The following is a 13787-nucleotide window of genomic DNA, read 5'->3' on the forward strand; positions in this document are numbered from 1 at the left end:
TGGAACCAGGATAATATTTGTCGACTGCCGTCAGGAGCTGGAGTCGTTCAGAAATACATTGGTATACAGTGTAGGAGTGTCACTTCTTGGATTCCTTGCGGTGTTCATGCTGGTGCTGTTCTGGTCAAAGAAGATATTCAAGCCGGTGGCTGAGAGTTATGCCAAGCAGAAGCGGTTTATCACCGATGCAAGCCATGAGATCAAGACACCCCTAACCATCATAGATGCAAATACCGAGGTCATAGAGATGGTGAACGGTGAGAGTGAATGGACGAAGAACACCAGGGATCAGGTCAAGAGACTGACAGCGCTCACAAATCAGATGGTGGCTCTCTCCAGACTGGATGAGAATCCTGAACCGAAGGAGAAGGCAAAGTTTGATCTGTCTGATGTGGCGTATGAGGTGATAGATCATTTCTCGTCTCTGTCGGAGGTTCGAGGCAAGAAGATCAGCGCGGATATCGAAGATGGAATAAAGTATGTCGGAGATGAGAATTCCATCAGGCAGCTCATAAGCATACTGGTGGATAACGCCATGAAGTATGCTGTTGAATCAGCGGATATAAGTATATCCTTGAAGCGTGATGGCAGAAAGGTGAAGTTTGTTCTCAAAAACCTCACAGATGGCATGGAAGAGGGCTCTCAGGATATATTGTTTGAGAGATTCTATAGACCTGACAGCTCAAGAAATTCGGAGACCGGAGGTTCGGGAATAGGACTTTCTCTCGCCAAATCGATAGTTGAGTCTCACAAGGGCAGGATAATAGCAAGATGTGACGGGGATGGATACATCACATTCCAGGTTACATTATAGAATAATACAGTGTGTATACGTTAAAACGCTCTGTTCATGATATGAAGTTTACATAACATATCATGGACAGGGCGTTTTCTTTGTATAAGCGTTGGGATTTATTGTGCATATTTGAAAATACATAACATAATATTATCCTGTTGCGCACAAATTTGCAAATAGATTGCGCTTGAGTTGCGCTTTGATGTATACAAAATGCACAATTAATTCTTAAAAACATTGTCTACAAGCGACATGGTAACCAGAACTCAAATATGTTAATATATCACCATAAGGACAAACGGTTGCGCAACTGTTGATCAACATTACAAGGAGGAATACTTGTGATAATGCGGACGCCGCGCGAAGCGCATTGGAATGCGTCTGCGTAATATTACTTATTAGGAGGGCGTATATGAGAAGAAAGAGAATTGTAAAGCAGATTGGCTGTGCAGTTCTTGCAGGAGCGCTTATGGTAGGGCAGATCTTTGGATCGGAAGCTTCACTGATAACAGCGAAGGCTGCGGAGAGCTGGGTGGACACACTCAAGGTTGCAAATGGTGATTTTGAAACAGGTGACAGCAGTAACTGGACTATAGAGAGTGGATCGGGAGCTGAGCTTGTTGTAAAAAACGGTGGAAGTAATGTAAACTCCACATATTATCTTAATATCTGGGCTTCAGATGCGGCTGATGTCAGCATCACACAGACTGTAGAGGCTGTTCCTGCGGGAACATACAAGCTGGAGTATGATGTCGAGGGCGATGCCCAGGATACAGGGCTCACAGTATCTGTCGCTGATAAGTCACAGGCTGTTGGAGCCACGACCGGATGGGATGCATGGGCGACAAATGAGACAGAAGAGTTCGTTCTTGAGGATACAACTGATGTCAGCATTTCATTCAAGGGCAGTCTTGCCAAGGGATATTGGGGCAAGATAGACAATGTAAAGCTCTGCAAGCTTACAGACGAGGAAGATGTAGTTGAGCCTGTGGAGGCTGGAATATATGTGGACCGCGTGCGTGATCTCACATACACAGATCTGAACGGAGAGAAGCAGTCATTTATCGAGGGCGTAGACGTATCATCCTATGTGTCACTGAAGAACAGTGGAGTTAAGTATTATGATTTCGATGGCAACGAGCTGGATGATATCGGATACTTCAAGTTCCTTGCTTCATGTGGAATAAATTATGTGCGTGTCCGTGTATGGAATGATCCATATGATGCAGACAAAAACGGTTACGGCGGCGGTAACAATGATTTGGAGACAGCCAAGAAGATCGGACAGTATGCAACAGCAGCCGGAATAAAGCTTCTTGTGGATTTCCATTATTCGGATTTCTGGGCTGATCCTGGCAAACAGCAGGTGCCTAAGGCTTGGGCTGACTTCACTCTTGACGAGAAGGTAGCTGCAGTTAAGTCATACACATCAGAGAGCCTTAAGACTCTGCTCGATGCTGGCGTTGATGTCGGCATGGTTCAGATCGGTAACGAGACGACCAACGGAATATGTGGTGAGACTTCAAAGAACTGGGAAAACATGGCAAAGATCTTCAGCGCCGGAAGTGAGGCAGTGAGAGCCATCGACAAGAATATCCTTGTTGCCATCCATTTCACCAATCCTGAGAGAAGTGGCAATTACGCAAATTTTGCAAAGAGACTTAATACATACAACGTAGACTACGATGTATTTGCATCATCATACTATCCTGTATGGCATGGCACACTTGACAACCTCACATCAGTTCTCAAGAATGTGGCTGACACATACGGCAAGCTGGTAATGGTAGCAGAGACATCATGGGCATACACACTGGATGACGGAGATGGACATGACAACACAGTCAGAAAGGGTGTAAACGACTCGACAACTTATGATATATCAGTTCAGGGTCAGGCAAATGAGATCAGCTCAGTTATCAAGGCTGTAAAGAATACAGGTTCATCAGGAATCGGTGTATTCTACTGGGAGCCTGCATGGCTTCCTGTAAATGTGTATGATTCATCTGCAGAGAATGCAGCAGACGTCCTTGCAGCCAACAAGGAGGCATGGGAGAAGTACGGTTCAGGCTGGGCTTCATCATACGCAGGAGAGTACGACGCAGCAGACGCCGGCAAGTGGTACGGCGGTTCAGCAGTTGACAACCAGGCACTGTTTGACTTCACAGGACACCCACTTGAGTCGCTCAAGACATTTGCCTATGTTCACACAGGAACAAAGACAAAGAGAGAGGTAGTCTCAATAACAGTTGATGATGTTGAGATCGAGATAACAGATATTGCAAATGTAGCTCTGCCGACTGCAGCAATAGTAGCTTACAATGATGGCAATTCAGAGAGCGCAGACATCACCTGGGAGGATGGAGCACTTGAGAAGGTAAAGAACTACGGTGCAGGAACATGTACTGTAAAGGGAACTGTGACAGTAAATGATGAGACTGTCGAGGTTCAGTGCAATGTAACAATATTAAAGGAGAACATCCTTGTAAATCCTGGATTTGAGTCAGGAAACGAGGGATGGACCATCGCTGATACAAGCAAGGGATTTGCAATCAAGACAAAGGAAGACTACAGAAACGGAGCATACTGTGCACATTACTACAATGCTTCAGATTTCACATATGACATGTATCAGACCATCACACTTGAGCCGGGAGAGTATGTGTTCAGCTCATATCTTCAGGGCGGTGCAAATGGAGATAACGATGTGTATGAGGTGTATGCAAAAGCTGGAGATACAGAACTCGCATCCGCACCTGCAGTCCCACAGGGCTGGAAGATATGGCAGCATCCTGAGATTAGATTTACAGTGGAAGAGAAAACAGAGGTTGTTGTCGGAATGAGAGCAACCGCATCAGGTAAGGCATGGGGAACATGGGATGACGCATATCTGTACAAAGATGCGGATATAACACCGACACCAGATCCAAATCCAGATCCAACACCGGATCCAGATCCAACACCGGACCCAGATCCAACACCAGACCCAGATCCGACACCGGACCCGGATCCAACACCAGATCCAATACCAACACCGGATCCAGATCCAACACCAGACCCAACTCCTTCTATTGATACAAGCAAGAATGGTCTTGTGAAGGAGAATGGAAAGACCTACTTCTATAAGAAGGGCGTGGTTCAGGAGAATTACACAGGATTTGTCAAGAGTGCCGGAGTCAACTACTATGTTGTAAATGGCGTGGTAAAGACAGGATACAAGGGACTTGTAAAGAGCCCTAAGACGGGAAAAACATATCTTGTAAAGAATGGCAAGATTTATACAGCATACACAGGTTTCTACAGAAATTCAAAGGGACAGCAGTGTCTCATAATAAAGGGCAAATTTGCAGAGAGCAAGACAGCCCTTGTCAGAAGCACTAAGAATAAGAAGTATTACTATGTAAAGAAAGGTATAATCCAGTCAGGTTATACAGGCTTCTTCAAGAGTACCACAACAGGTGCTAAATGCTATATCTACAAGGGTGTATTCCAGTCAGGCAAGACGGGAATAGTAAAGAGTCCTAAGAATCACAAGAACTATTATGTGAAGAAGGGCAAGATCGCCACAGAAGTTACCGGTATAGTTAAGATATCAGGTTCAAGATATAAAGTAGTGAGAGGTCTTGTTGTCAAAAAAGTAAAATAGTACAGAGTAATACATATATACGATAGTCCGATTGGGGAATACCCGGCCGGACTATTTTATTATTTGTTTATATGTTATTTAACTTTTGTAAGGAACATTAAGAAATTATTTAAAAGTAGTTGAAAAAGTATCATTAAGTGATATAGAATGGATAAGTATTTGTTTATATTATACTAAAACGAGAAAAGGAGAGTAATCATGGACAAATTCTTCAAAATCTCAGAGCGTGGGTCTACAATCAAGACCGAGATCATGGCAGGACTTACAACATTCTTCGCCATGGCATACATCGTTCTGGTCAATCCAAATCAGGTTGCAGGAGAAGGCAGCAATGGCTGGCTGGCAGGGGCAGTTCCAGACATGGCTGGTGAGCTTGGTACAGTATGGAATGCTGTATTCATCGCATCTATTCTTGTTGCAATAGTGGGAACACTTCTCATGGCGTTCCTCGCGGACATGCCATTTGCACAGGCCTGCGGAATGGGACTTAACTCATTCTTCTGTACTATCTTCGTAGCTGGTGCAGCATTTGCAGGTGTGAGTGTTATCAGAGGTTATCAGGCAGGTCTGGTAATAGTATTGATATCAGGTCTCGTATTCCTGATCCTTTCAGTGACAGGACTCAGAAAGTACATTGCAGTTGCAATGCCTGAGTGTCTTAAGAAGTCAATTCCGGCAGGTATTGGTCTGTTCATAGCTCTTATCGGACTGAAGAATGCAACACTTATCCAGGACAACCCATATACATTTGTTCAGTTCTTTGATTTCCACGGTGTGATCACAAGCGCTGGCAGCACAAAGGAGGCTATTGCACAGATCGCACCTCCTATAGTAGCATTTGTAGGATTTATAATAATTGCGATCCTTGCAAAGCTTAATGTAAAGGGTAACATTATCATAGGTATCCTTGCATCTACAGTATTATATTATGTTATGATGCTTCAGGCACCTAACTTTGATTTCTCATCGATCGGACAGTCATTCAAGGATTTCGGTTCAGTCGGATTCCTCGGAGTGTTCCAGGGACAGGCATGGAAGGATGCATTCTCTGCTGAGTATATCGGCGGTGTGTTCTCAGCAATCATGCTTGTTGTCAGCTTCTGTCTGGTAGATATGTTTGATACCATCGGAACTCTCTATGGTGCAGCTTCCCAGGCTAATATGCTTGACGAGAAGGGTGACCCAATGAAGCTTGACGAGTGTATGATGTGTGACTCTATAGGTACTGTATCAGGAGCTATTCTCGGTACATCAACATGTACAACATTTGTAGAGTCAGCTTCAGGTATCGCTGCAGGTGGTAGAACAGGTCTTACAAGTTTGGTTACAGCACTCTGCTTTGCAGTATGTCTGTTCCTCAGCCCTGTTGCCAACATCATTCCATCATGTGCAACAGCACCAGCACTTATCTTCGTAGGTGTACTTATGGCTAAGAACTTTGCAAAGGTTGATATGGAGGATATGCGCTCAGCAGTTCCTGCATTCGTGACATTTCTTATGATGCCACTGACATACTCTATTTCAAATGGTATCGGTCTTGGCGCTATCACATATGTTCTTATCACACTGTTCACAGGCAAGTATAAGAAGCAGGATATCGTAGTGACAATTATTGCACTCTTATTCATAGTAAAATTCGTTTCGGTAACTATGTAATTATTTAGTGACACAAGAGAATTCAAAGCGTTCCCGCATATAAGTGCGGGGACGTTTTTTTATTTGCCAAAGTGAGTTTTTTGTAGTATCATACCAACTGTGTACCAGTAGCCAATCGGATACGGCAATGGCCTCCGGAGCCATGACGGGCGGTTCGACTCCGCCCTGGTACGCTTTTTTATACTCTGATATTTATTTCGTAAAAGGATGATATGCAGTGATGAAGAAGAAAAAGAATTTGGAAGCGGAAGAACAGAATATAGAAAATGAAGAGCCGGAGTTGGATGGGAAATCAGAGATCGGTGGAGATTCAGAGACAGATGATGACTTAGATGACGGTGAAGATCCGGAGTCAGACGATGAATCGGATGACAGTGGAGACTCGGGATTAGATGATGACTTAGATGACAGTGAAGATTCGGAGCTGGCTGATAACTCAGAGCTCGGCGGAGCTTCAGAGGTTGAGGAGACCCCGGCGAGACAGAAAAGGCCGTATGAGGATTATGTCATAGAAGATCCTGAGGATATGGATGATGCACCGGATACCGGAGATATGTTCGATGATGAAGAGCTGTATGGCGATGACGATTATTTTGCCGAAGAGAAGGCAAAGACGCGGAAAGGCCGAAGAAGATCCAGACATGGTGGGATCTCTGGTGGTGTTCTTGCCTTGCTGTGGGCGGTATTTCTGATACTTGTCGGAGTCTATGTGTATGTATTTTTTATAAACGATAAGCTGTTCACAGAGAACATAACCGGAAGAGATAACACGGTGAGACTGGAGATACCAGACGGAGCAAATTACAGGCTGTGTACGATCGATGAGATAAATCAGCTAGTGAACAATTATCTTTTGGCGAGAACAAAGGCAGATCAGACGACACTTCAGAGACTGGTCACAGATCCGTCGGAATTTGACGACATGAAGAGCATTGAGATAGCAGCGGAGTATATAACGGCGTACAACAAGACCACCTGTTATATAGCCAACGGATATACCGCAGATTCGTATATCGTGTACGAATTATCCAATCTGATGATAAAGGATGTCAACTCGGAACCGCTCGATATAAGGTCGTTATATGTGACGAAACAGTCAGATGGAAGCTACAAGATCAACAATTCGGCTTTGTCTGACAAGGAGAGCTCGTATATCAACACCATCAACTCATCTGGTGATATACAGGCGATATATGAACATGTAAAAGAAAACAATGATTATCTGCTTAGAACGGATGAGACATTTAGAAAGTTCCAGAATATGTATAATTAAAGAAAACGCAGGCTTTATGCCTGCGTTTTATATTATCACTGTATGAGATTTACATAGCCTCTGAAGAGTCTATAGTATCTGTGTCGATCAAAACCCCTCTGGTAGGAACCGGTGTGGAGAATACTATCTGTGTCTCTGTGCTGCCAAATCTCTGGAGCTGTCCGATAAATGAGTCGAGATCCATGGTATTAGGAAAGCAGACCTTCATGAGCATGGAGTGCGCGCCGGTCACACAGTTGCATTCCAGTACATTTGGACATGCTTCAACAAATGGATAGAAGGTTGGCTTCTGTTTTGGATCAAGAGCCATGTGTATAAATGCTGTGATGTGATATCCGAGAGCCTCATGGTTGATGCTTGCGTGATACCCGGTCAGTATTCCTGCTTTTTCAAGCCTCTCTATTCTTGCTGAAACTGCCGGCGAAGAAAGGAAGACTTTGCTGGCCAGATACTTGAGTGGCGTTCTGGCGTTGCCCTGTAAAAGATGAATGATTTTTCTGTCGATGTTATCCATAATATGCACTTCCTTTTCCTAAAATAAAAAAAGGTGCGTTTCCGAAGAAACACACCTTTGCGTTTGTTTAAATATACATTAATTGATAAAAAAAATCAAGGACTTTTACAAAATTAATTTAACTGAATCTTTGCTGTGGGTTATACATGGTGTGATGAATGGTTCACAAAATGAAAAATAAATGGTATGATGGTTCTGCATATTGGTTAGAATTTACTGGCCTTGGTCTGGCTGATACATGGTGTATGCTGACCAGAAATTAGAATGTGAGATATGTATTAACAATATAGGAAAATAATAACAGAGGAAAGATTATGGCGGATGGAATAAGACTTAACAAATATCTCAGTGAGGCGGGCGTGTGCTCAAGGCGCGCTGCGGATACACATATAGAGAATGGAAAGGTTACGATCAACGGAGAGACTGCAGTCATGGGTCAGAAGGTCATGCCCGGGGATGTGGTGACATTCATGGGCAGGAAGGTTCAGCAGAAGGATAGGACAGTGATCCTGGCATATAATAAGCCGATAGGACTTACCTGTACAGCGAGTAAGGCTGATCCAGACAATATATTTGATCACATAGATTATCCGATCAGACTTCAGTACGTGGGAAGGCTGGACAAGGACTCCCAGGGTCTACTTCTTCTGACAAATGATGGTGACCTGTCAAATGCCATCCAGAAGTCGGTGAACAACCACGAGAAGGAATACAGAGTGCGGGTGAACCGTGAGATAACAGAGGACTTCATCAGGAAGATGTCGGATGGAGTGTCTATACTTGATACAGTGACAAAGAAATGTAAGGTGCGAAAGATAGATGACAGGTCATTCATGATAGTGCTGACACAGGGCCTAAACAGGCAGATCAGACGAATGTGTGATGCATTGGGCTACAGGGTAGTGAACCTGAAGAGAGTCAGGGTCTGCAACGTGAAGCTTGGCAATATGAGACCTGGAGAGTTAAGGGAGCTCAGCCGCGAGGAAGAGGCAGAGCTGAGACGGATAGTGGGGATGTAGTAGAGAGTGTATATAGGATTTTTGGTGGGGTGTGTATGGAAGATATTAGTAGAAATACCAGTGAAAATATTAAAGAAAATAATGACATCAGTGGCAATAACGATAATGGTAAGATAGCCAGAATTAAAGAACTTGTAAAGCAGCTCAACGATGCTGCAAAGAAATATTATATGGAAGATACAGAGATCATGAGCAATCTGGAATATGATGCTCTGTACGATGAGCTGAGTGCCCTGGAGAAAGAGACCGGGATGGTCATGAGCAACAGCCCGACGGTCAAGGTAGGATATGAGGTCGTCAGTGAGCTGCCGAAGGAGGCTCACGAGCATCCAATGCTTTCTCTTGACAAGACAAAGGATGTAGGTGCTCTTGCGTCATGGCTTGGCGGTCAGAAGGGTGTAATATCCTGGAAGATGGACGGACTCACAGTTGTTCTCACATATGAGAACGGAGAGATGATAAAAGCGGTTACCCGTGGAAATGGTGAGATAGGCGAGGTCATCACGAACAATGCGAAGGTATTTGCAAATGTACCTCATCACATCCCGTACAAGGGCAAGCTGACGATCAGAGGCGAGGCGGTCATCAAATACTCGGATTTCAATGCGATAAATGAGAAGATAACGGATGCGGAATCTAAGTACAAGAACCCGCGAAATCTGTGTAGCGGCTCAGTGAGACAGCTCGATAACAAGATAACAAAAGAGAGAAATGTACATTTCTTCGCTTTTAATTTAGTGGACGGTGAGGATGTGGACTTCCACAATTCATTCAAATATCAGCTTGACTGGTTGGAGCAGCAGGGATTTACCGTGGTAGAACACTACCTGACAGACTCGGCGGCGCTTCCTGATAAGGTGAGGGAATTTTCAGAGAAGATAACGGAGAATGACTTCCCATCGGATGGTCTGGTACTCATGCTGGATGATCTGGCATACGGAAGAAGCCTGGGAACCACAGCCAAGTTCCCGCGAAATGCCATGGCGTTCAAATGGGCGGACGAGGAAGCGATAACCCACCTCCGCTATGTGGAGTGGAGTCCATCAAGAACTGGACTCATCAACCCGGTTGCTGTATTTGACCCGGTGGAGCTTGAGGGAACAACAGTCAGCCGTGCCAGCATACACAACGTCAGCATACTTAAGTCATTGGCGCTTGGCGAAGGTGATGAGATTGCAGTGTACAAGGCGAATATGATCATTCCGCAGATTGCAAGGAATCTAACCATGAGTGGTAACGTGGTCATACCGGCTGCGTGTCCTGCATGCGGAGGAGAGACTGAGATAGTGAGGGAGGAAGGCGGTGCAGTGTCAGGAGTTGAGACTCTGTACTGCACAAACCAGTTCTGCCCTGCGAAGAAACTTAAGTCATTTTCACACTACGTGTCCAGAAATGCGTTGAATATAGATGGACTCTCAGAGGCGACCATAGAGAAGTTCATAGATGAGAAGATCCTCGAGGAGCTTCCTGATCTGTATAAGCTTGCGGCTCACAGAGAACATATAGTTGAACTTGAGGGATTTGGCGAGAAGTCGTACAACAAGCTTGTGGCTGCGGTGGACGCATCCAGACAGACGAACATGTGGCGTCTTGTCAATGGTCTCGGCATTGCAAATGTCGGAGAGGCGACAGCCAAGCTCATGGCAAAGCATTTTGCAAATGATATGGATGCCATGAAGAAGGCAGATGTGTCAGCATACGTTGAGATAGACGGAATCGGTCAGGTTATAGCAGAGGATATAGTCAGATACTTTGAAAATGAGAAGAATTGTGCTATCATAGATAGGTTGATGGTTGAGCTTACGTTTGTGGATGAGGTTTCTGATACGGAGCAGGATCTGGCGGGCAAGGTGTTCGTCATAACCGGTTCGCTCACCCATTTTGACAACAGAAATCAGCTCAAGGAACTGATAGAGAGCAGAGGAGGTCAGGTTACAGGTTCTGTATCTGCCAAGACCTCATATCTTATAAATAACGATGTGAATTCTACATCATCCAAGAACAAGAAGGCAAAAAGCCTTGATGTGCCTATCATATCTGAGGAGGATTTCTTAGAATTGATTGGACAGTAGGAGTAACTGTAGTAAATGGAAAGGAATGAATAGAGATGCCGATAAGAATAGATGATGATCTGCCGGTTAAGAAAACATTGGAGGACGAGAACATATTTGTCATGGGAACAGGAAGGGCGCACAGCCAGGACATAAGACCCCTTGACATCCTGATACTCAACCTCATGCCGCTGAAGGAGGATACAGAGCTGCAGCTCATGCGAAGCCTGTCAAACACCCCACTTCAGGTGAACATCACGCTTCTTAGAACCATGTCCTACGAGTCCAAGAACGTGACAAAGGGACACCTTGACAGATTCTACGAGGATTTTGACAGCGTAAAGAACCGCAAATGGGACGGTTTCATCATAACCGGAGCACCTGTTGAAAAGATGGAATTTGAGAATGTTGACTACTGGGATGAACTCCGCGAGATCATGGATTGGTCCGAGACAAATGTCACATCGACCATGCACATTTGCTGGGGCGCCCAGGCGGGACTCTACTACAGATACGGTGTGCAGAAGTTCGACCTTCCGCAGAAACTGTCAGGCATATACGAACATCACACCTTCCACAAGAGAACACCGCTAGTCCGCGGTTTCGACGATGTATTCTATGTGCCACACTCAAGATATACCGGTGTGTCCAAGGAGGACATTGTAAACAATGATCACCTTGAGATCGTAGCCGAGTCAGATGTGGCTGGCCCGTACCTCATAATCGGTGACGGCGGCAAAAACATATTTGTCACAGGACACCCTGAGTACGACGTGCTGACCCTTGACCAGGAGTACCACAGAGACCTTGGCAAGGGCCTGAATCCACAGATTCCGGTGAACTATTATCCAGACAACGACCCGGAAAAGAAACCAGTGAAGAAGTGGAGATGCCACGCGAATACTTTGTATGCGAATTGGCTCAATTATTACGTTTATCAGCTCACACCGTATAAGTGGGATTAGAAGCCGGTGAGACCGCATAAAATCTAAGGATTTAAGCCAAATGCGTTACATATCAATAAAGACAAAAATGTATGTAAAATGATGTGATTTTCCATAATTTAATGACTTTGTGGCGATTAATTGGTGTTTTTTTAAACGGCGTTAGGCAGGGAAGATATTAAATATAAAATTAAAACACAGCACTATGTAGATGAGTTGTAGTTATCTATGTAGTGCTGTGTTTTTCGTTGTGATTTCTTAATCTATAGTATTTAGAAAGGCGAGTAATGCCTCTCTTTGTACAGAGTTGAGTCTATATATTCTGGTTGACAGTGGATCATTGATTAGAACCTTATTATCATCATCAAAAAAATCCCTTAATGAAATGTCAAGTGCTTTGCACAATTGGAAAAGAACTTCTATTATCACCGTAAGCAATCCGTGCAGAAAGCCGGAGAAGCAATATTTTCTCGGCTGGTAAAACAGTTTTCCGAAAAAGAGGGCGTAACGGAAGCCCTCAAAGCGGAAAATCAAATGCTGTGGGTGCAGAGGATGAACAACAGACGGCGGCTTTTCCTTTTCAGGCAGTATTCAATAAGTCATAAAGTTCCGTGAGTAATGGAAGAAGCCAGCGTTTGCGGAAATGTCACAATTTACGGAGGTAAAGTTTCAAATTCCACTTGCCTTTTTGCACTTGTTATGATATTATTGGTATACATACTAGGATGCTCAAAGAGAGGTGATATATTTGCGGAGAGACAGCAGTGAAACAAAGAGGAAAATACTGACCGTGTGCGTCCGTCTCTTTTTGGAGCAGGGGTATAAAAACACCTCTGTCAGTCAGATTGTGGATGAAGCAGGTGTTGCAAGAGGAAGCTATTTGAATCTGTTTCCTACCAAGGACAGAATTTTGCTGGAATTGACCGAAACGATGTTCGGCGGACAGTTCGGCGTGGCAAGAAGCATTGCAGACAGCAAGCTGCCGCCGGTTTACGCTTATGCGGTGGAAACGGCGATTCAACTGACACTGACCGAGTTGAACGAGAACCTGCGGGAAATCTACATCGAAGCCTACTCCCTGCCCGAAACATCGGAATATATTTATCTGCATACCACAGCAGAGCTGAAACAGATTTTTGGTGAAAAATTTCCCGATGATACCGAGAGCGACTTTTACGAGATGGAAATAGGCACGGCGGGACTGATGCGCAGCTATATGGCGAGAAAATGTGATATTCATTTTCCGTTGGAACGCAAGCTCAGCCGCTTTTTGACGGCGGCTATGCGGGTGTATCGGGTACCAGAGGCGGAGCAGGCAAAGGTGCTTGCCTTTATTCAATCACTGGATATCAAGGCAATCGCCACCGAGGTAATGTATAAGCTGTTCGCCATGTTGGAAATGAAATATGACTTTAAGCTGTCAAAGGACAGCAAAGGAGAGGAGACTATATGAATAAGAAAATTTTGAGCGTTGTGCTCATACTGTGCGTGATGCTGGCTGTTATGCCTATGACGGCATATGCGGCGAATATTGCGCTTTGTCGTAAATGCGGCCAGATACAAACGGTAAGGGTGACTTATCAATACGCAAATGATAAATTGCACCGAACCGCTCTTACATGCACGGTGTGTGATAATACATGGGATTACTGGGAGTCACACATGTGGAGCGGAACGGCGACTTGCACAAGCGGAAGGACATGCACGGATTGCGGCGGATCTTCCGAACCGCTTGGGCACGACTGGGGCGCTTGGACGCAGAACAGCGATGAAAAGACCCACACCCGAATCTGTAAGCGTGACACCAGCCATACGGAAACCGAGAATTGCCACGGCGGCACGGCGACCTGCACCGCTAAGGCTGTCTGCACGGCCTGCGGCGGCGAAT

At 44.8% G+C, this 13787-nt stretch carries 10 protein-coding genes, 1 tRNA gene and 1 pseudogene; 11 read left to right on the forward strand and 1 reads right to left on the reverse strand.

Going from position 1 to position 13787, the window contains the following annotated elements; translation table 11 throughout:
- The 5 genes from ABUA34_RS00535 to ABUA34_RS00555 all read left to right on the forward strand — a co-directional run.
- Positions 1-814 (forward strand): sensor histidine kinase (locus ABUA34_RS00535; RefSeq protein WP_349822672.1); only part of this gene is annotated, 814 nt, incomplete at its 5' end.
- Between the two features lie 394 nt (positions 815-1208).
- Positions 1209-4442: a glycosyl hydrolase 53 family protein gene (locus tag ABUA34_RS00540; protein WP_349822673.1), complete on the forward strand. Its 3234-nt coding sequence runs from the start codon at positions 1209-1211 to the stop codon at positions 4440-4442.
- A gap of 198 nt (positions 4443-4640) precedes the next feature.
- Complete coding sequence (locus ABUA34_RS00545; protein ID WP_022216101.1) at positions 4641-6098, forward strand: NCS2 family permease; 1458 nt, start codon at positions 4641-4643, stop codon at positions 6096-6098.
- 101 nt (positions 6099-6199) lie between these two features.
- Positions 6200-6271 (forward strand) — tRNA-Arg (locus ABUA34_RS00550).
- Positions 6272-6318: 47 nt separating this feature from the next.
- Entirely contained in the window at positions 6319-7371 is a 1053-nt protein-coding gene (locus ABUA34_RS00555; RefSeq protein WP_015533512.1) for a hypothetical protein, read from the forward strand.
- Between the two features lie 49 nt (positions 7372-7420).
- On the opposite strand, the gene ABUA34_RS00560 is transcribed toward ABUA34_RS00555, so the two are convergent.
- Positions 7421-7885: an Lrp/AsnC family transcriptional regulator gene (locus tag ABUA34_RS00560; protein WP_015533511.1), complete on the reverse strand. Its 465-nt coding sequence runs from the start codon at positions 7883-7885 to the stop codon at positions 7421-7423.
- Positions 7886-8199: 314 nt separating this feature from the next.
- Between ABUA34_RS00560 and ABUA34_RS00565 the strand changes: the two genes are divergently transcribed.
- The 6 genes and pseudogenes from ABUA34_RS00565 to ABUA34_RS00590 all read left to right on the forward strand — a co-directional run.
- Entirely contained in the window at positions 8200-8904 is a 705-nt protein-coding gene (locus ABUA34_RS00565) for a pseudouridine synthase (protein ID WP_349822674.1), read from the forward strand.
- Positions 8905-8939: 35 nt separating this feature from the next.
- Positions 8940-10976, forward strand: coding sequence for an NAD-dependent DNA ligase LigA (ligA, locus tag ABUA34_RS00570; RefSeq protein WP_349092987.1), 2037 nt, complete (start codon positions 8940-8942; stop codon positions 10974-10976).
- Positions 10977-11011: 35 nt separating this feature from the next.
- Entirely contained in the window at positions 11012-11920 is a 909-nt protein-coding gene (metA, locus tag ABUA34_RS00575) for a homoserine O-acetyltransferase MetA (protein WP_015533508.1), read from the forward strand.
- Positions 11921-12340: 420 nt separating this feature from the next.
- Positions 12341-12514 carry a TnpV protein gene (locus tag ABUA34_RS00580; RefSeq protein WP_308936784.1) on the forward strand — a complete coding sequence of 58 codons (174 nt, stop codon included), beginning with the start codon at positions 12341-12343 and terminating at the stop codon, positions 12512-12514.
- Between the two features lie 175 nt (positions 12515-12689).
- The gene (locus ABUA34_RS00585) at positions 12690-13352 is read left to right on the forward strand and encodes a TetR/AcrR family transcriptional regulator (protein WP_242849657.1); all 663 of its coding nucleotides are present in this window, start codon (positions 12690-12692) and stop codon (positions 13350-13352) included.
- Between the two features lie 20 nt (positions 13353-13372).
- Positions 13373-13787 (forward strand): annotated as a pseudogene (locus ABUA34_RS00590) (hypothetical protein); the annotation flags it as partial.

The organism is Coprococcus sp. RTP21428st1_C9_RTP21428_210409 (assembly GCF_040227395.1).
Lineage (GTDB): Bacteria > Bacillota > Clostridia > Lachnospirales > Lachnospiraceae > Coprococcus > Coprococcus aceti.